General features: G+C 34.9%; 7 protein-coding genes. 5 read left to right on the plus strand and 2 right to left on the minus strand.

Annotated elements, in window-relative coordinates; translation table 11 throughout:
* Positions 1 to 37: 37 nt before the first annotated feature.
* The 3 genes from NL281_RS05470 to NL281_RS05480 are packed head-to-tail and all read left to right on the plus strand — an operon-like array spanning position 38 to position 2,442.
* Positions 38 to 502: an ankyrin repeat domain-containing protein gene (locus NL281_RS05470; RefSeq protein WP_253303097.1), complete on the plus strand. Its 465-nt coding sequence runs from the start codon at positions 38 to 40 to the stop codon at positions 500 to 502.
* 4 nt (positions 503 to 506) lie between these two features.
* Positions 507 to 938, plus strand: coding sequence for a DUF2924 domain-containing protein (locus NL281_RS05475; protein WP_253303098.1), 432 nt, complete (start codon positions 507 to 509; stop codon positions 936 to 938).
* A gap of 10 nt (positions 939 to 948) precedes the next feature.
* On the plus strand, positions 949 to 2,442 hold the full coding sequence (locus tag NL281_RS05480) for a recombinase family protein (RefSeq protein WP_253303731.1): 1,494 nt from the start codon (positions 949 to 951) through the stop codon (positions 2,440 to 2,442).
* A gap of 592 nt (positions 2,443 to 3,034) precedes the next feature.
* Here NL281_RS05480 and NL281_RS05485 read toward each other — a convergent pair.
* A complete protein-coding gene (locus NL281_RS05485; protein ID WP_253303099.1) occupies positions 3,035 to 3,859 on the minus strand; it encodes a hypothetical protein in 825 nt (274 codons plus the stop codon).
* Between the two features lie 425 nt (positions 3,860 to 4,284).
* Positions 4,285 to 6,225: an ankyrin repeat domain-containing protein gene (locus NL281_RS05490; protein ID WP_253303100.1), complete on the minus strand. Its 1,941-nt coding sequence runs from the start codon at positions 6,223 to 6,225 to the stop codon at positions 4,285 to 4,287.
* Positions 6,226 to 7,071: 846 nt separating this feature from the next.
* Between NL281_RS05490 and NL281_RS05495 the strand changes: the two genes are divergently transcribed.
* Entirely contained in the window at positions 7,072 to 9,828 is a 2,757-nt protein-coding gene (locus NL281_RS05495) for a hypothetical protein (RefSeq protein WP_253303101.1), read from the plus strand.
* A gap of 510 nt (positions 9,829 to 10,338) precedes the next feature.
* Complete coding sequence (locus NL281_RS05500) at positions 10,339 to 21,855, plus strand: RHS repeat-associated core domain-containing protein (RefSeq protein WP_410543424.1); 11,517 nt, start codon at positions 10,339 to 10,341, stop codon at positions 21,853 to 21,855.
* Positions 21,856 to 21,858 lie beyond the last annotated feature (3 nt).

Here is a 21,858-nt window from a genome sequence, read left to right on the forward strand (position 1 = left end):
AGAGGGATTTAAATTTAAAGAAAAGGTGAGGTAAATTATGTTAAAGCTCGGTAAAAAAGAGGAGTCACTATTAGAGAACTCATTTAAAAATATTTATGAAAGAGACGAAAAAGGAAGAACAGCTCTGCATTATGCGGTAGACGCAAAAACAGTGAAGTTATTAGTCGAAAAAGGAGCGAATGTGAATGCAGCAGATGCAAGAGGATATACAGCACTGCATCTAGCGGTAACCGAGAAACGCCTAGAAACCGTGAGAGAATTAATAAAATCAGGAGGGAATGTAAATGCGGAAGAATATGGAAATAAATGCACTCCATTGCACCTTGCATGTATGGTGGGGAAAGTGGAAATAGTGGAAGAGTTAGTGGAAGCAGGAGCAGAAATAGAGCAAGCAGATAAATTTGGAATGATAGCAATGGATTATGCGAAAAACAGTAAAGAAGTAACTGAAGTATTGAAGAAAGAAATAGACAGAATTGAAAAGTTATTTATGAAAGGCTAAAAATATGGAGGAAGAAATAGAAAAGAAAGTAATGAATTTAGAGAGAAAACCTTTGGGTGAGCTGAGAAAAATATGGAAGAAGGTATATGGAGAAGAAGCGCCTAGATACTCAAAGAAATATCTGATACCGAGATTAGCTTATAGAATGCAGGAAAAAGCATATGGAGAAATGTCAAGAAAAGGAGCAAAAAGACTAGAGTATCTGGCAGATCGGCTAGAGAAGGGAAAAAGAATAAGTAGCGATAAATTACCAGTAGAAGGGACAGAGCTAATATTAGAGAGAGGGGAAGAAACGCATGCGGTAATGGTAACAGACAAGGGTTTAATCTACAAAGAAGAGTTTTATACATCATTGTCAGCAGTGGCAGGAAAAATAATGGGAATGAGCTACAACGGACCTTTATTATTTGGGATGCGTGATAAAAATGAAAATTGAAGAGAATAAAATGCTAAAAGAAGTAAGGTGTGCGATATATACAAGAAAATCAAATGAGGATGGACTAGAACAAAAGTTTAACAGTCTTGATGCGCAAAGGGTAGCATGTGAAAAATATATAAAGAGCAAAGAAGGCTGGGTAGCATTGGCAAAAAAGTACGACGATGGAGGATATTCAGGAAAGAATTTAGAAAGACCAGCGATAAAGGAATTATTTGAAGATGTAAAAAAAGGAGAAGTAGATTGTGTAGTAGTATATACTCTGGATAGGCTATCAAGGGAAACAAAAGACAGCATTGAAGTAACATCATTTTTTAGAAGGCATCGAGTAAATTTTGTAGCAGTAACGCAGATATTTGACAATAATACGCCAATGGGAAAGTTTGTACAAACAGTGTTATCAGGAGCAGCACAACTAGAAAGAGAAATGATAGTAGAGAGAGTAAAAAATAAAATAGCAACATCAAAGGAGCAAGGATTATGGATGGGTGGAACTGTGCCGCTAGGGTATGATGTGAAAGATAAAGAATTAATAATAAATGAGAAAGAAGCGAGAATAGTAGGGCATATATTTGAAAGATATTTGGAGTTGAAGTCAATGGCAGAGTTGGCGAGAGAGTTAAATAGCCAAGGTTACAGAACAAAATCAGATATCTTTAAAAAAGCAACGGTGAGAAGAATAATAACAAATCCAATATATGTGGGAAAAATCAGACATTATGAGAAAGAGTATAAAGGAAAGCATGAAGCGATAATAGAAGAGGAAAAGTGGAGAAAAGCACAGGAATTGATAAAGAATCAGCCATATAGAAAAGCAAAATATGAGGAAGCGCTGCTTAGGGGAATAATTAAGTGCAAGAGCTGCGGTGTAAATATGACACTGACATATGCAAAAAAGGAGAATAAGAGATATCGATATTACGTATGCAACAATCATTTAAGGGGAAAAGGTTGTGAATCAGAAAACCGAAATGTAATAGCAGGAGAAGTAGAAAAAGAAGTGATGAGGAAAGCGGAGCAGATATATGAAAATTGGAGAGAAAAGACCGAAGAAAAATGGGAAAATTTAAGTTTTGGAAAGCAGAAAGAAGTAGTGAAAAAGTTAATAAAGGGAGTAATGATAAGAGAAGATGGAATAGAGGTACATTCTGAGTCAGAGGAAACATTTATACCAATAAAAAAGAAAGGAAACAAATGCACAGTAGTAGAGCCAGAAGGCAAAACAAATAATGCGCTACTGAAAGCAGTGGTAAGATCCCATCTGTGGAAACGGCAACTAGAAGAGGGAAAATACGAAAGTGTGAAGGAGCTGAGTGCCAAAATTAACATAGGTGCAAGACGTATACAGCAAATTTTGAGGTTGAACTATTTAGCACCAAAGATTAAAGAAGACATAGTAAATGGGAGACAGCCAAGAGATTTGAAATTAGTTGATTTGAGAGAAATACCGATGCTGTGGAGTGAGCAATTGGAGAAATTTTATGGTCTTGATTGCATTGTTTAACAAGAGGAGATGAAAACATCGAAAATAATAGGAAAAGCTGTTGCAAAAAAAACTCAAGGATTTATAAGGAAACCACTATTGCAAAATATGAAGGACTTCTAATGCACCAGCAGATGTTGAAGAGGTTTAAAATAGTCTTGATGTAAACCAGTGTGACGAAAACTGACATTAAATTATATGAGTATATTAATATAAATAGTAAAGATTTTTAATTTACATATGAAACCAGAGCAAATTATTGAGCAAGAGTCAAACTCACATAACAACCCTTTTCTGCTGAAATAGAACCATGTTTTTATAGTGAAGGAAATCCCTATATACGAAAAATCATCAAATCAACCAATTGCGGCTGGTGTTGTTGGTGCGTTATTATTGGTGAGCTGTGTTGTGTTTTATGTTTTATTTCGCAGTGGCAGTAGATGTGGTGTATGGGTTTTGCGTTGTATAATGCTACAAAGCCGAATACTAAACTTGAGTAGGTCTATTATCCAGCCTTCTTTGAATCCTGCACAGTTGAGAAAATCCATACTCATCAAGTAAAACTTTTAAATTAGGTAATTTCTTCTCATTTGAGCTTATAGAGCATACTTTTTTAACCATGAGCATGATTATTGCTCCGGACAGGAGATTCCACATTTTCCAGATAGCCATGACTGTCTACTTTCAATTCATTTCCTAAGTTGTGCTCTATTTTTGTTGCAAACGTAAATCCTAATATTTTGCAAAATTTTTCGAAATATTCTCTTATAATATCAAATAAACTCTTATCGCCATCTTGATAGTTTTTTAACTCCTCAGGAACATCAAGTAATAACTTACCGTCTCTATATATTAGACCCTCTTTACCATTCTGAGATTCAAGTGTAAATTCCATTGAAAATGATATATCACATATTTTTTTCTCAGAAAAATCTAGAAGCTTTACAGGTGCTTTGGGGATTTTACACTCAACTTTTACAGAATTTGGATTTTTGCAGTTAATGTACACTTTTCTATCAACACCACTATTGACATTCATAAATAATTTATGTTTCTCATAAAGTTCCATCATAAATGGTCCATATATATGTTCATATCCTGCTTGATTGCAATTAGTAGCTAACTCTTCTAGAATATGATCATTTGGAGCTTCTGCTCTAGAATGTTGAAACATCTCCTTAAAAACCTCTTTTGCAAATGAACGATAATTCTTTTCTCCATCTTTATTATTTTTAACCAAGCTAATATGTTTTTTATATAATCGGTCAACAAAATCCCTATCTATATTCTCTCCGTTAATGATGAAATCCATTCTATTAATGTCTTTATATGCTTGCTCACCAGAATTTGCGCTTTTATTATCTTTAGCTCTTAATTTATTAAAACCAAATTCTTTAATTTTAGCCTTTAATGTAACTATTGGATTTGCTTCTGTCATACTTCCCCCTTACTATAGCCTTTCTTGTAATAGTCTGAATGTGATAAGATATGTGTTTATGGCTATAGCAGGCCAGTAGCATATTACGGTCCGTTCGGATTATTGTGAAAAAAGCTATAAAGCCTTCAAAATTAATTATACATAGGAATTGTTAATAGATTATTGACGATATATAAGTGTAACGATGGCTTTGTACTACCTGTATAATAAATACGCTAAGGCAAAAATTTAGCTGTAGAAAGAATAATGCAACTTTATCGCATTTCATTTTACTATAACTTGACTATAAGAAAAAATCTTATTTTGATTACTACGAGTAGTTCTATAAACCAAATTAATTGTAAAAAAGAGCGAGTGATTTGTGTAGAGCTTAAGATAATCCGTTTCTTAAATTGCTAATTATCTTAGTTAATATTTAATACCTTCTACCTAGCAATTTCTTCCCTCGAATTAGAAACCCTTCTTAATTCTTCACGTTCTGCCCATTTGTTGTTAGACTCGCTTATTACTTCAGGACGCATTAATCCATCAGATCTTTCAAAATATCCCTGTTCAATAGCATCGTAGACATAATAATTACCAAGTGCACAATCCTCGCCTAATTCTTCTTTATGACCTTCGAATTTTTCCAATACTTCCTCTTTATTACTCACTTCTACTATAATTTTGCTTTTATTCTGTATGTCAGGATACAACCTAACGTCTACATTTCCCAAACTAGTATAGAAGGTTAATACTATATCGCTGCCTTCTGTAAGATCTGTGTAATACCTTATTCCACCTTTGGTTTGAATTTCTACTTCACTACTACCGATCTTTACTATATTTCTTCCACACTTTACATCTCCATGGGTTAGTCCTAAATCCCTTGTTCCATCTGTAACCTGCGCAACATCTATTATACTGTCTTCTGAATATTCTAAGTAAAAAGTAGCGTTATCCATTTTTGCACAATTTAACTTGCCGTTGGTCGCATTTTTTGCGATTTTCAGAAATTTATGAGTACGATCAACACACTGTTCATGAGCTTTTATCATATTAGCTTTGTGCTCTTTAAACTCCAGTTCTATTTCATCAATAACGTTTAAACTATTCCAGTCACTTAACCTTGCTCCTTTTGATATTAATGTACATACTATATTGCTAGCAACTTCATGGTTTTTTTCTAGTTGGCCAATTCTTTCTAGTATGTAATCTGTGAAACACGGACCTCCATCTTTAGTAAGATTCAATCCCACTCCAGACATGATAGCCTTATCGACAACTTTCTGTAATTCAGCTATGTTTGCAGCTTTTGGTATTTTACTTACAAACTGATTTAGTTGCCTTAGTTGATCTGTTAAATAAATGTCCAATAAACATTGATGTGGTACATAAGTTTCCTCTGTCTCTTGCTCAGTTACCATTAATTGTGATTGAGTTGCCGAGAGTAAATTTATCACTTCAGTATACATATAATCTTTAAGTATTTCTAAATTATTTTCTTCATCCCTAATACTCAAAATCATCTTTAAATCTTCATTGTTTTTATTTTTATCTAAGAACTTTTTCAGGTCCTCAACACCTTGAACGTTATATTTGGAAGAACCATTCTCAAGTTTAGATGTACCTTCAATTAGCTTGTTTAATTCTTCATACAATTTCTTTTGCTCTAAATTAAAGAAGCACTCTGCAACATCCAAAGTACCTTTATCAATTGCAATTTGTAGAGGAGTTTTTCCATTATTGTCCTTTATATTCAAATCAGCTCCATGGCTTACAAGAGAATCCACATATTTCTTTTCAACAGGATAAGTAGCAGCATAGTAATGTAGAGGTGTTTTCCCCTTATAATCTTGTATATTTGGTTCAGCTCCTGCTTTTAAGAGACAATCCACTAAAGTACAACTATCAAATGAATATAGGATTGTTGGAAGTATATGTAACAGTGTTAACTCTGACGCCCCTACTTTAAGATCGAGAACAGTTTTTAGATCTGGATTACTCTTAGTTTTCTGTAAAAATTGTTGGAGTGTTGAAGTATCACGACTATTAATAATATGAAATAACTTTTGAATTAACTTCTCCTGATTCTTTGTTAATTCTGATCTATGCGCTTTAATAACCCATTCTTTTTCTAATAAGCTCCAATTACTTGTATTATCCATTAAGTTCATATTAATCCAAAATAAACTTTGTTTAATGAGTTCGTAGTAGTCATCTTTACTACTTGTTGGTAATTGAGTTATTTCTAATTCCTGGTCATCTGTGCTTGGCCATCTTTGCCCAGTGCTTGATTTCCATTTCGGTTCCTGCTCATTTGTTTGATCACTTTGCCGATTGGTAAGTTTTATAATATGTTCTACAAATTCTTTAGTCTCAACCACAGCTACCCCCTAATTCTAAATATAGGATGTATTATGTATAATATATAATATTGGTCAAGCTAATTTCAACATAATATTTTTACTACTCATATTTTTGTTAAGTTTTTATGGTGAGTACTACTACTAGGTTAAAAGTTGTTTATTACTGGAAGTTTTAGCCAGTTTTACTATAGATCAAAAAAATTGAGAACACCAGCTATATTTAATATATAGGAATATGATGCTTTAAAGGAGTACGGAAACTGCTGAAGTTTTTTTACAACAAACTTGTACGGAGCAACTTCAGCAGAATAAACAAACACATGCCAGTATTAGTAGAGAATTATTTATGAGTCAACTAACTTTTTCAAAAAATACTTTAGTAAAAGTATCATGCTAGTTAGTGTTATAAAGAATTGAATTATTGACTCTTCCTAAGATTGCAAAAAAGGTCGTATATTTGTGAGAACAAGCCGCGTAAAAATAAAGTTACAAAAATAGAAGATTTAAATTATTTCAATAAGCTTAGGCAAAACAGTTCGTATGTAAATTTAGCTAAAGTGAGCTAATATAGCTGATTTTAGCGCACATTGAAGTTATTATATTAAAAAGTTCGTATGTATCATTTGGTAGACCAACTCATCCCAAAACAAACTCTTCTCACACTAGCTGGTTTTGAGTGCTGAGAATGGCCAAATTACCTAGGTTTTCAATATAATATATTGATAAATTAATAGTCTGTCATCTGATAATGAGATAGGAAAATTACAATAAGCCTATCATAAAAAAAATTTCAATTTGAATAAATAAATGTTGCTTTTATCATAATTCTTATTATTCTTCTTTTAGAATATTATAGAGGTTTATATGTTTGCAAGTAAAAAGCTAAGTCTAAATGAGTGGAAAAATTGGGCTATCGGTCTTGTGGGTAATACTATGTCTTCAATTGATCAAGCTACCTCACGTTGGTTTTTGAATTTAATTAATGGTCTACCTCGTGATTACTTTGCCAAAACATTTGATCAAGTTAATTATCTTGATAAACGAGTTTGGGAAGGAATGTTTAGAGCGAATATAGAGGAGATAAAGGAACAGCTAGAGTTGGGAGTGTCAGAAAGTATGTTTGAAGCTGATCTTGTTAAGTTGCAGGGGTTAGTTGGTAAGTATACTTTATCTCCTGTTGTTTATGAGGATGGATTAAAGGAATTAGAGAGTTTTGTATCTAACTTAGATAATTTTTGTAATTATTCTAAAGTATTAGCAGAAGTGAAGGGTGAATTTAGAGAGGAATTAAGAGCACAGCCTTCACTGTTAAAAGGATGTATCGAAAGTGATACAGATTTGGGAAGAGGGGGGAATGCTTATTATAACTCTCTACTAGATGAAAGAGGTAAGAAAAAAGCCTTAGTTACTGAATTGCCGATTTTAGATGAAGTTGTTGTAAGCAAAGGCAGAGAAACCAACTTTAGATTAAGGAATATTAGTAAATTATTCCTTTGTAATCCAGGGCAAGCGATAACTTTATTTTTAGCTGTTCAGGTGGCTGTTGCTAATGCTTACTCAAGTAATTCTACTACTGTAGAAAATTCTGTTTTGCCTTTTAGCAATGAATCTTTTGAGCTTAAGGTGAGTACAAGTGACAGTGTTTCCATGCAGAATACTTCCAGCGAAGATGGCAGGTTTGTAGAAATCCTTGATGTTAAGGTAAAGGAGTCAAAGGAGGAGGGCAGGCCGGTAGAGGGTTTGAACCATTCAAGTAATAGTAGCAACCAAGGTGTCGAGCGCTATAAACTTTTTTCTAATTCCACTAGTCCAAGAGTTAGAGTAAAAAGGGGAAAGTTTGTTAAAGGAAATGATGATGTTTCTCTCAGTTCTCAAATTACAAGCCTCAAAGCTACGATAGACCGACAGGATAGCGAGCTCAAGGAACTACGGGCAAAACTTTCTGATAATGATGAGAATTCGCGAGTTCGTATTTCCGCTTTGGAGAAGCAGAAAACATCCTTGAAAAAATCTCTAGACGATATGGAAAAAAAGTCTGAGCAAGAACTATCGGAGAAAAATTCGGAGATACAAAACTTGATGATCTCTGTCAATCAATTTTCTACAGAAGTGAGTAATTTAAAGAAAAAAATTGAAGAAATGGAGCTAAAGCACCTACCTGATGAATGTGTTAAGGATATAGAAGGGAGGAGGTTTAACTCTGCAGAGGAGAAACTGAAAAGGATTGGTGATGAAACTAAAATTGTTAGTATAATAGATAAAGTTTACGATAGCCGGACAAATCAGTTTCCTTTGTTAATTGAATTTTGTAAAAATATCTCTGATATCGGATTGAGGTTTTCATCTTTTAAAGCTCTGCATGACGTACTGGAACATGACCTGCATAAAAATGCTGTTGAGATAATCGAACTAGCTAGTGTAGTGAGATCGGAAGTTCTTAGTCAAGAAAACGCTTCACTTTCTATAGTAAGAAGATCGGGTGAGCTTTTTATCGAATTGAAAAGGTTAGCAGCAAATGTTGCAAGGCAAGAGCTGGTAGATGCTATGTCGGCCAGTGGCAATGTGTCAAATGATAGAGTTGGGTTGGTTTCTAATGAAGTTTATTCGCTAGATCGATCGTTATTTAGACGTTATATGAAAGAAGCAGTGAATCAAGTATTTGGTGGAAAGGATACGAAAGAGATACTAAACTTTCTAAGGAACAATTTGTCCAGTATTGCCGTTCGTATGGAAGCGTATGTCTCTCTATTTAACGTGATGCAAATTAGAAGCAATCCAATTACTGACGATGCGTTGGTCAGGTTAGCTGTTTATATTAGGGAAATGGTGAATATGGATGACTATCCTCATGTCGATTCAGAAGCAAGAGGTAAGCTTGAAGAATTACGAAACAAGTTACCTGAATCAATTTCCGTTTTGGCGTTTGCTCCAAATGTGTGTATTAGAAGTGCTATAGGTAATCAATATTTGCATGTCGCTGGCTACACTTATAGGTTTGGGGATAAAAATCGTGAAGTTTCTACTTGGGATCCAGGAGGGAAAGTGAAAAAGGATGAATGGCAACTTCAACTCCTTGAAAGTGGAAGTTTTACCATAAAGAGTGTTGTACATAATGTATATTTATATGGCGCACCTTCAGAGCATGGTAGGCGTCTAGCATATTGGGGTGACCTAAAAGGTTGTTATCTTGGTTATACATGGTCGGGGCCTAATACAGTGAAGGGTTGTGATGCCTATGCGTACAACGTATTCACTCTTGGTGCTACAGATAATAAATCGGCTAACTGGAAGATTTTACCTGTCTTTCGTGGTGTAAATATAGTAAATGCATTTTACAGTGACCGTTATCTGTATCGTTCTAGTGCTCACTATCCTTATCATGCTGTTGGTGAACATCTTGCGTTAGCTGTCCCTCTTGATCAGCTTACAGAGCCCAGCGCAGCCACTTGGGAATTTCAAGACTGTGGAGGTTTGCGTAGGAGACGCGATGTAAAAGGGGCAGAAAATGCAAGCGACTCCACCATGGAGTCAATACAAGAGAACGTAAAACCTTCTTCTCACCTTAGCGAGATCGCTTTAGAAAAAGCGGAAAAGATAGGAAAGAATCATTCATTAGTTTAAAAGTAATTTTATGTTACTTGTTTATCTGGGCTTTTTTTTATTTGATGCGGGTTTTTTATGCATAATTTTTATAGATTGAGCTTTGCTCAACAAGTCCTTTCTTCCGATAAAAAGGTAAAACTTTACCGGGGAGGTGGTGGTCCCTTGCAACTGTATGCTCTTCATGATGGAGGGCTAGCCAGCTATCGGTATAACAACAATACTTGGGCACGAGTGTCATCCATGAAAAATCTTAATGCTCAGCAGCTCTATTTTGCTGATGTGTTAGGAAATGGAGAGTTGATGTTGATTGCGAAAACTAAAGATGGCATTAGTTTTTACCAGCATAAAAATAACGGATTTAATCTCTTAGTAAGAAGTGAAGACTTCGAGGAAAATATGTTTAACGACGTTTATCATGGTTGGGACGAACCTGGAAGCATTATAAAATTTGGGCGTTTTTATCACGATTCAAGCCTAGTAGGAACACTAACTCACCGTAAGGCGGTTGGCATAAATCTCTATGCTGTCATGGTAGATCTGCTCCTGGGCGGTGAATATCCTATTTATCTTCTCGATACCAACCTTAGTGTGTTTGGTAATTGTTCTCAAGCTAAGTTTGCCTTATCAGACTTAAAGCAAAATGGCCAGGAAAATATTATTATTCATGGTAATAATGGTCTGAATGTATATGGAATCAATCAAGATAATGATCCAGAACACCTGATGCAAGTACCAAGTAGTGCTAAATCTGGTGATTCTGAAGAGGAGTTATTCTTTCCTAACTTAACAGGGCAGTCTTATCGTGATATCGTTTTGTTAAATGCTAGTGGGTTATTTGTCTATCAATATAATGGTAGCGTGAATAATTATGGACTAATTGATTATCAGCCTTCGTTCTCAAAGTTAAAGGGTTGGGAGCAAAAATATGTAAGCTCCATTCAATTTGAGAACATAGATTTAGATGGCAGAGAGGATATGCTCTTTACTGGCCCGAGTGGAATAAATGTACTTTCATTTAATAATTATACTAATCAATGGCAGTCCTTGTTGGACAATTCTGATCTTACTATTTCTCAGCGCCATAGCAATGTAGTAAAAGTTATACCTGCAAGTCCTCCGATTATACAACAACCGATGGTCTTTACAGAGTATAAGAACCAATTACACTGGGCAAACATCGTTGAGTTTGAGGAGTCATTAGAGGAGGAATTTGAGCCTAAAACAGTTCACAATACTTCATCTGAGGCATTAGCGCCACCTGTAATACCACAAATACGCAAGTTGCCTATTGAAGAAGAAAAACCTACTCTTTTACTTAGGGATCAATTAGATTACTCTTCGATCATCGATGGGGTTAATAAAAATACAGGAAAGCTAAATTTTAAATTGCCATTAATTGATTTATCAAATCTTTCATCTGATCTCAAGTTAGATGTGTTTTATGATGGCAATAGTCAAATATCTGGTAACTTGGGGCTTGCTTGGTCCTTACCACAAAATTTTATAATGGTGGATCACCAAGCGAGTATTTTTCCTGAAGATGAAAAGTATTATATTATTCTGCAAGATTTGCCTCAGCAATTAATATTTGATTCTAAAAATTCAACTGATAACGTTTATTCCTTTAAATTATCGAATAAACAATCTGATGTACAGGTGCGTTATTATAGAGATAAAGAAAGATGGGAAATAGATAGCAAGGGTGTTAAGCAGAGTTATGGTGGTGCTCAAAATGGAGCTGTTGGTTGGGGATTGAAATGGAAAAATTGGCGAGGTGTAGGTAGTAGCTCCACAGGACAAGAGCAGTTTGCCAATGTCTGGTATTTAGCTCAAATAGAGGATGAAAATAATAATGTTCTGCATTGTACGTATGACGCAATTAACGTTGAAGTAGCAAGTGGTAAAAACTTTACCAGGGAAATTTACTTAAAGACCATTAGTGATGATCAGGGCAATAATATTACCTTCAATTACTCTGATAAAGACAAAAGTGAGTATGATTTACCTCCTTTAGTGGATAAGCAAGGTAATATCAATACACAAGTTGTGCAAACCCGTTATCTTAGTAGCTATAAAGTTAGCACTGCAGGCTATCGACAAGATATTAGTTTTGTTTATAAAGTAGAAGATAGAAAGCGTTTATTATCTAAAATTGAGCAAGAAGGTGATTTCACTAATCAGCCAGTTCTACAATTTTCTTATAGTAAATCACATATGTTGGAAAAGGTTGTTTTACCAACTGGTGCGAGTGTTCAATTTGACTACCAATTGTTGGAAAGAGATCCTTCAATTTCAGTTAATGAGAGGATTGGGCAAAGGTATGGTGTAGGGAAAGACTACAGAGTAGATTATGTTGATGATTACGTACTTGTGAGTTATATGGATGGACAAGAGAAAGTAGTCCTCAGAATGTTTAATCAAGAGATGACAGAGGAGTTGTACTCTTCTCTAGCACGGAAAGATTCATCAAAATTGCCGCTGTTAGGAAGGGGTGGAGCAAAATCTTATGGGGTTGTTCTTACAGGTGGTTTTCTTGCTGTTGTTTTATCTTATAGTACTGATCAAGAGCTGCATTTACTACGTCAAGAAGAAGGTAAATGGTTATCCAAATCTTACACTTTTAGTGAAAAAACAACAATCAATCCTGGCAAGGGTTTTATGGTTGTAGTAGATCGTGACTCTGCTATAGAAGTGATTAGCTGGAATAAAGATTCAAAAGAGTGGAGAAAGGATAAACCTTTTGCTGAGTCAGAAGCACCACTATTGCTCAAAGTGTTTGGTAGAGGGTTTATCTTTTATGATAACGATCTTTTGTCAATAGGATATAAGGATTATGAAGACCGATGGCGGTATAATACAATTGAAGCAATACCTGGAGTGATTAATGATATAGAGGAAACATTAGATAAATTTGATTTAGATAGCAAACGGCGTGATGATTTTTTCGCATTCTTCAAAAATAATGCATTGCAAGTTAGTAATAATTTGTTGTTTCTAAATAGATGGAAAACGGAGGGAATGAAGCTTTATTCTGTAATAGACTTATTTGTTCTGGATAGTAGTTACAAATTAGCTAAACACGAACAAAAAAAGATTCTACAAGATGATTTAAATCAAATTTCAGATTGGTTGGAAAATGGTAATGGAAGTTCCTTTAAATTTTCTTATGAGCTTGTTAATGATAAATTTAAGGTCATTGCTAAGGATGTTCGTGGTAGTATTGTTGATGAAATACATAAGCAAACTGATAATTCTAATCGAAGAAATGATCAAAAAGATGAGGTTCTCAAGGACACTACTAAATTTCTGGAAGATCCTGCAAAGAAGCCTTTTCTGCTGAATCCTTATAAGTATCTTGCAGCTCTCAATTCACAAGTGGTGATATGTAACAACACCAAGCTCACTTTTACTGGTGATAATTGGAAGGAAGGTACGGTATCTGAAGAAGAGCTGAAACAGGAAAAATTTTCTGTTCCACTTGGTGAAAAATTTGTTTTGAAAAAGGAAGATTTAAATTCTTCCATCAAGCTATATAAGAAGTCAAATGATAAAGAGGAGCTGGTTAAAGATCTAGGAGTAAATCAATTGAATCAGACTGTGATAAGATATCCGATTTACTTAGCTTATCAGCCAAGGGATCAACGGATAAGCATGATTAAGTTTGCAAATGATGGCAATATTAGTAGAATTGATGAATTGTCCTGGTCGGAGAAATTAAGTCCATTCAGTAATTATCAAACATTAGTAACGAGTGAAAATAGTGGTAAGACTTTGGTCTTTCGCAAACAGGCTGGACATTTATTTCCTAACCCTGTGATTAAAAAGGTTACGGTGAGTTTTGATGATGGTAATAAGCGTATTACTGGATATGAATATAGTAAAGTAAAAGCGTTAGGTAATATTGTATACTATGAGAGTGTTTCTATAGTTCCAGGTAATGATAAGGGATCTTTTGGTTGGATAGAAGAAACCAGAGATTTTGGCAACCAATCTAGAACAGAAAAAAGAATTTTTAACTCACAAAAAGAGTTGATAAAAACTGTAATTTTTGAAGATAAGCAAGCTAATGCTACCACAGTAGATAAGGAGAATTTATACTTAAACACTACCTTATTGGATAAAACGGGAAGGCTAGAAATAGCACAGTTTTTTCCTTACGAAATAGCAGATGAAGAAGTTGGTTACTATGGCTTTGAAGGTTATGAGGTAAATAGAATTGGTAAAAAGGATTCCACATTTGAAAAGAAATGGGTATTTGATGAAAAGGATATAATAAGAGAAGGTTTTTCATTTACTGGAAGAAACTATCTAAGCTTATCAGGAAAGTCCTTGGTAGGGAAGTTTCAGCCAAATGATCAAAGTCAGGAATACATAGCATCATGCTGGGTAAGGCCGAAAAGCGAAATGTTTAAACTTGGTGATATTGTTCCTTATCTAAAAGCAGTTGTTTCAGCTAAAAACAAAAATGAGACGGTTTTACCACTTGGTGAAGTTAAGTTACAGGTTGGTAATTGGTTCTATTTAGAGGTAATTGTAGATTTATTTTATGCGAAAGAGGTTTTGAAAAATTTAAATGAAGTACAGACAAATAAAACTCTAGTAGAAGAAGAGAATGTTAAATTAACAACATCTATTATTGTAGCTCCTGATACAAACACTACTATTGATGTAGATCATGTTCGTTTCTCTCCGCTCAAGAGTAACTTCAAAGCTAATGTATATACCAAACAGGTGACAGAAGTGATAAGTGCTAGCGGATTGGTTGAGAGACAGATTTATGATAAATATCAAAAGCAAGTAGGAAGCATCAGTGGATATGGTGAGCTTAAAGAGCTTAGCACTTACACTAAGTCTTCAAGTATTGGTAGGATAACAGAGCTAAAGAGTAGTGTTATGATTCAGCCTGAAAATGGTTTTTATGAGGATTTTGCTCCTGAATCATTTAACGAACGATGGAAAATAGATAGTGCTGATGCTTGGCAAATTTCTCCTGGAAGGTTGCAACATTTAACTAGTGGTACACATACTTTGCAGTTAAATTCAAGTGATATAGATCGTGCTTCATATGGAATGAGGTTTTATTTCTCACTACAGTCAGATGGTAGTGTGATCAATTTTAATAATAATCTAAAAGTAATCCGCACAGGAAGTAAAGCGGAAATTGCATTCTCGGGGAGAGGTCAATCTATACCACTTGATGGTGAACTACTAATAGTTGCTGAGGGTAAGCGGATATTCGTATGGGTAGATGGGGGTCTATATTTTGATGGTTTTTTGAATGCTTCTCTGTTCAATTTAGAAATTAGCGGTAAAGCAAAAGTAAGTGACTTGATTGTCTTTAGTCAGCCAAGCGTTGAGGTAACTTATTTGAATAAACTGAATGAAAAATTACAGAAGATTGTGTTAGAGAGTGAAAATGTTTCAGTAATAACGCAATATCTGTATGATGAGCTTGGTAGAGAAGCTATTGCCACACAACCAGTGGGTATAGAGAGTAATGGTTTAGCCTACTATCCTAATTTTGTTACAAATGGTAATCCTTATGCAGCAAATTCGGTATGGAAAACTGGCAAATTGAAAGGTGATGCTGCAAGAATTGTAGGAGAATATGGTTACAGTCAGGTTAAATATTGCGATAATCCACTGAATGAGGAGTGTGTAGTAGGTTTACCTGGCAAAGAGTTCTCTATTTCAGGTCCTTATGCAAAACGTTTTTCTTCTTCATTAGATAATTTGTTTATCAGCAATCTCTTTCCTGCCAGCAAAAATTATAGTTACCGTGTAGAGCATAAACCTGGAAACGTGAAAGATGTTTCTGTTTTTGACAGCAAGGATAACAGAGTAGCTTGGTACATCTCCACTCCAAAAAGTAAAAGTTTATTAAGCACTTATGAATATGGTGAGAATGGCAAGCTAGTAAAGAGTTTACCGCCTATTTATCATGAGAAGGTGGGTACTTTTTACAAACTAAATTCACAACTTAATTCTACGTCTAGAGAGGAAAAGAGTTTGCAAGATTCTTTAAGTGTAAATATAAGTTATGACCAAAAGGGAAACATCATTACTAAAACAGCCCCAGATTCAGGGAAAGTAGAGAATTTATACGATAAGGATGGATTGCTAAGATTTGTTTTACACTATTCTAATAATGAGAAGATTGATAATACTGTATATTTTGATTATGACGAACTAGGAAGACTGCGAAGTACGGGTGAAGTAATTTCTTCAACGCCTAAGGAAGAGCTGCTGAGTTTAGAGCTTTCTGGTAATAATACAAGAGCATATCAGGAATTTTACTATAGCGATGCTGAACATCAACCTTTTCTACGTGGAAAGATAGCAAGAACTATTACTTTTAATAGAGGAGAACCTCTTATTGAAGAATCAGTATTAAATATAGATGAAGAAACTATAAGCAAACGTATCGTTATTCCAACTAAAGATAGTGAAAAGCCTGTATTGATTGCAGTAAATAAGAGATATGGAGCAGGGAAATTAAGGGAGGTAGAATATCCAATTGATATTCAGGATAGACCTTTGAGGATTAACTATCAGTATGACAAGCTTGGTAGGATTGAAGGTATTGGTGTAAGGGGAAAAGAAGACCTGTTTGCAAGTTTTACCTATAATGCTTATGGGCAGATCAGTAGTGAGGTGCACTTGCCAGATTTAGAAAAGAACTTTACGCGTCAATATAGTTATAATTCTGCGGGCTTTTTAATTGAACTAAAAGATAAATTTTTAACGGAGAGGGTTTACTATACCAATGGAAGTTATGGTGGTTATGGATATGGTGATGGTACTATTACACGCACTGAATTTCAAGCAGAATGGCATGAAAATTGTGATGATAGTAAACTTGGATTGAATGAGAAGTCATTTGTAAGTGAATATGTCACTTCTGAAGAATCAGCACTTTGTTTTCGCGAGCTAAAGAAAGGAGGTTATCTGAATGACAATGGGCATCAAGCAAAAGTTTCTTCTACCATGAGGGGCGAGCTCCCAATTATTTGCAGGTATGGTTCGACTGGTCGTCACATTCAAAACACCTTGGGAAGAGAAGGATTTCCTCGAGAATATGGACATAGCTATGATTATGGTAATTATCAAGAGTTGACTAAGGCCAAGTATTTTGTAGGTAAGGAAGCGCCTATGCCGCTGCAGCCTGATAGTTTTGCTAGAGAAATTCCTAGAATGAATGAAACGGCCTCACGTGATATTTGGAAGAGGTTAAAAGATTCTTGGTATCTGATAGAAGACAATGAAAAAGTTGATCTATCTTTAGGTCATGGTAAAAGGGGAAAATCTTTTATTAAAGGCACACTGCTTGATGATCTTAAAAGTGTTAATGCTGATTATGAACGGTATAAGTTACCTTTAGAAGAGGTATTGATTGAATATTTTGCTCAAAAGCGGGATTTATCATCATTGAAGGTAAGTTTGCGAGATGCATTTGTAAGGTGGGGTAGTATTGAGGAAGCAAATGCAAATAAGATTGTGAAAATGTTAGAAGAGAAGGGATACTTAAAGAATCCTTTTGCAAAAGAGTTTAATGAGGTACTGGAGCGGTATCAGCCATATGTTCACGAAATAGTTAGTGTGTTGTCGGAACATTTTGCTAAGCGTCTTGGTGAAGCGGAGTTTGATGTTGAGTCTTATAGTATAGATGCAAACGGTAATCATGGTCATTTTTATACTGGATTTGATCGTTATGAGATTGGCTATCGTAATAATACCAACCAAGTTAGCAATGTGAAGTTTCAATCTTTTGCTTCATCTGAAAGAAAACAAAATTTTTTAATGAAACATGATAGTCGAGGAAATGTTATTCAGGCTTTGCACAAAGGCATTGAGCAAATTGATTATCATCCGGTATCAAATCGTGCTACTAAAATAAAATTAACCGACGGTAGAGTGTTAGAATTTTACTATGATGCACGTGGTGAACGTGTACTAAAGAGAGTATATGATAAAGCAGGGGAAACAACAAAAGAAATACACTATATAAGAGATGAGTTTGGTCGAGCATTAGTAGAAAGGGAAGTTACTTATATTGCTGGAGGTTTGAGACCAGACGTATCAGTAACAGCATACATTTATGGTCCTAGAGGGTTGTTTGGGTTTATTAGGAATAATGAGTTTTATAGTGTAATAACTGACCATGAAGGCTCAATAAGGTTAGTGGTAAAGGGTGATGAAGTTGTAGCAGCGTATGATTACTTACCATATGGTAATTTAATGCGTGAATATGGAAACAACCCTGAAGGTAAAATTTCATATCGGTATACGGGTCAAGAATGGGATGAAGAAATAGGTTTGTACAATTACCACGCACGTTTTTATGACCCAAGCATTGGAAGGTTTTATCAGATTGATCCGAAAGAACAGTACTTTAGTCCATACAAATATGCTGGTAACTCACCGGTATCAATGGTTGATCCAGATGGAGAGCTTGCCTTCCTGGTTCTTCTACCATTTATCATAGCTGGAGCTATAGCAGGAGGGTATTTGGGTGGAGCTGCAGCGAATAATAGATGGGATCCCACGGTATGGGATTTTAAAAGTAAAGAGACTTGGCTTGGTATAACAGGTGGAGGTATTGCTGGAGGATTCTTGCCAGTAGGATTTGCTGGATCTGTGCCTGCTTTGACTACCATGGGATTGTCAACTGGAGAAGCTATTGCTACAACAACAGGGTTAGGTCTTGGTGGTAGTTACTTGGGCATGAGCGCAGCTAATAATGAATGGAATCCTGGCAAGTGGAATTATGAATCGCCTGCAACATGGAATGCGGGATTTCATGGGTTTGCATTAGGCTCTAGCATACCAGCTGGAATCCATGGTGCTAGAATAGCTTACGGAAAGTTAAGTTCTAGTTTGAGTAGAGGTGCTTTTATTGGTGGTAGTACAGTTACTGGTGGGGGATTATTTGCTATGAATGGACATGCTGCTAATTGGGACTGGTCAAAGCCTGGAATGTACTATGGATTGTTGGATGCAGTTACTGGTGCTTCTGATCTGCCAATGCTTGCACATAGCGGTAATAAGTTTTTGAGAAAAGGTTTTACAAAAGTAAAAGCAGGATTGCATAATCGCAAGTATGGTCGATTGCCTTCTCATAGCGATCATTATATCGACTTTCCTGAAGACGGTCCTCTTTGGAAGACTATCAAAAGAAAAACAGGCTTTTTTCCTATTGCTGATTCTCTTCATCTTAGTGAACTGAAATATTTTATGAAAGCAGTTGGAATAGTTGGGTTACCGATTGCATTTGCGGGGTTAAGTCATGATCTAGATATGGGTGATCCCAACTCCTATAGGGAAGTATTTGGTACAGCAATGACAATCAATCAGATTTTCTCTACTGGTAAGTATGCTTATAGACAACACAAGTTGGGTAGAGTATTGAAGGATAATGATGCAAAAAGACAGTTTTCTAAGGAAATAGCAGAGAGTGCTGTTTCACAGTATAAAGATGAGTTGCGTAATAGATTACATATAGATAGATTAATTGAATCAGAATTGGAGAGTCTACCGGGAAGCAGTAGTGCTGATGGTAATAAGATTCTTGTTCAGAAAACTGTAAAGGATGTTGTTATGGACTATAGCTATAAATTGAAAGAGGTAGCAGAAACACGTAGAGATGAGCGTATTCTAACTGAGAGAATTGTGGGTGATACTATTAACTTGTATGAGAGAGGATCTACTGATGTACCAGGACCCAGTAGTGCTAATGTAGCAGGATCAAGTATTTATAACGATATTAAGGTTCGCACTGAGCAAATTGTAAGCCATGTCATTGAGTTTTATAGAGATAAATTGACCAAATTACCAGAAGTTGGTGATGTTAGTAATGTTAATATACCCAACAGAGCAGTTTCAATAGGAATAACTGATACACATATAGTAGCTGGATTTTCAGGAAACCAAGATACTGGACTTATTGCATTGTATACTCATAAAGACTTCAAGGATCATAAATTGGTTGATTATTTTTTTCAGAAAGATAATTCAAAGATTGCTGGCAAAGGAATCGTTGTAGCTGATAGTCCTGAACTTAATGAAGTTATGGCTCGTCATATGTACGAGAACCAAGAAAATATCAAAAAGAGTAATTTAGAAGAATTATTTGAGAAGATTAATACAGAGAGTTTAGACAAGATGTTAGGTGATGAATTAAGCAGAAATGGCAAGGTGAATGAAAAAGTACTTGCTTTTTTACAGGAAAATCGAGAAAAAGGTGAGTGGATGAGTCCAGATTCTTTAAGAGCAAAAATAGTAGAAATTTACTTAAAATCCGACTCCAGTTTAAAGGATTTATTACTTAAGAAAGAACAAAAAGTAACTGAGGCATCAAAGTATAACGAAGAACTTAAATCCATTCCGGAAGAAGAAAAAAGTGTTACTAAATGGTGGGATGAATATCAAAATTTAATAGAACAAAAAAAGAGTCTAGAAAAAAATAATAAAAAAAAGATACCGAAGGAGGAAATTAAGATTTTAGAAGAGAAAATTCAAAACAAAGAACATGATGAGAATATTCATCAAGATAATAGGAAAAGATTGGAACTTCTAAAGTTAAACGAACAAATTATTGAACTGAAGAAGAAGAAAGGTAAAGAAAAGGATAAGAGTAAAAAAGACGAATTGGAAAAGGAAATTAATGAATTAAAAAATAAAGCCGAAAAAAGTATGTCTGAAAGGCAAAAATTATCGAAGGAATTTGATGATTTAAACAAAGAAGTCAATAAACTGGAACAAGATATAGCAAAAAAAACAAAGGATTTAAAAAAAGAAGTTCAAGAGTTTTTAAAAGAGAGTAGTCTTTTGGAAGAAGTCGAAAAGCTTGATAAAAAATTGGCTCCTTGGGTTCACAATAACTGTGCTGAAGCTCACGTTATTACAGCACTTACTAGAGCTAAAGAAGTTTTCCCTGGTCACCAAGTTGAAGTACCAATAAAATATTTAGCCACTTACAAAGAACTAAATTCAGGAGAATCTTTAGTAGCTTTTGATAGGTGTTCTCATTGTGTACAATCGACAATGGTGATTGATTATGCTATTATAACAGAAGAGGAATGGGGCAACTGGTATAAAGAGAGAAAAAGTAAGGCTGATAACATGATAGCTATTTATGGAAAGGTTCCAAATTTCTTCATACACATGACTAACAGGTCAGTGAAGGAAGAAAATTCTAGTTCCATCAGAAAGAAAAGGTCGGTATTTCTTGAACTTGGTGAAGTAGAGACGATATCTAACTCTAAAATTAGAGCTGGTAGAGTAACTTCCATTTCAAATCAACTAAGTAAGGAAAGTATTATTGATATAAACAAAAAAATTACAAATAGTGCTACTCGAACGTCTTCATGGATAAATGATTTATTTGGTTGGATAAGAAGCTCTGTGAGTGGGTTATTAGGTTCTGAGTTACCTGAAGTAGTATCAAGTACTAAAAGTCCAATCTCACAAGTTGATGCAAAAATGGATGTAAATGGTACGATAATGTTACTTGACTTATTAATTAGAAAGGTTACAGGTCAAAAGTATATTTCTACAGCAGATCAGTCTATATCTCCACTAGAGGCACAGGGATATGCACTCAATATTACAAAGGGATTTGAGAAAGTAGTAGAGCAAGCTGCATTAAAAAGTGGCATATCAATGCACCGGTTAAATATTGATTATATGGGAATGCAGAAAGAGATTACTAGAAAAGTCATGAGTGGTAAATTTAATGAAATTTCAGGGACTTTAAAATCGTATGTAGAGAAAGCATTTCCTGGTAGAGAAGCTGGTAAATTAAGTTCGAAAAAGTTTGACAAGTTTATGGTAGAGTTTAATAGCGGGCTAAATGTTGTACTAAATCAATCAATAGAGCAGATATTACACAACGGAGATGGTAGATTAGAAGTTGATGGTGCAAAGGAAATGAGTTTAGAGCCTCAAAGTTATTTAAGTAATGCTTCCGTTCAAGGCCATTCAAAAGTATCAACTTGTCTTTCTGACATAGGAGTAACTAAGCTTGTGAATAACCTCAGTAGGTAGACT

It is taken from the genome of Wolbachia endosymbiont of Phyllotreta cruciferae, from assembly GCF_918697765.1.
In the GTDB taxonomy this organism is placed as follows: domain Bacteria; phylum Pseudomonadota; class Alphaproteobacteria; order Rickettsiales; family Anaplasmataceae; genus Wolbachia; species Wolbachia pipientis.

Excerpts from the sequence above, each read along its gene's own strand:
- NL281_RS05470 (WP_253303097.1), top strand. The coding sequence starts at position 38 with ATGTTAAAGCTCGGTAAAAAAGAGGAGTCACTATTAGAGAACTCATTT.
- NL281_RS05475 (WP_253303098.1), top strand. The coding sequence starts at position 507 with ATGGAGGAAGAAATAGAAAAGAAAGTAATGAATTTAGAGAGAAAACCT.
- NL281_RS05480 (WP_253303731.1), top strand. The coding sequence starts at position 949 with ATGCTAAAAGAAGTAAGGTGTGCGATATATACAAGAAAATCAAATGAG.
- NL281_RS05485 (WP_253303099.1), bottom strand. The coding sequence starts at position 3,859 with ATGACAGAAGCAAATCCAATAGTTACATTAAAGGCTAAAATTAAAGAA.
- NL281_RS05495 (WP_253303101.1), top strand. The coding sequence starts at position 7,072 with ATGTTTGCAAGTAAAAAGCTAAGTCTAAATGAGTGGAAAAATTGGGCT.
- NL281_RS05500 (WP_410543424.1), top strand. The coding sequence starts at position 10,339 with ATGGTAGATCTGCTCCTGGGCGGTGAATATCCTATTTATCTTCTCGAT.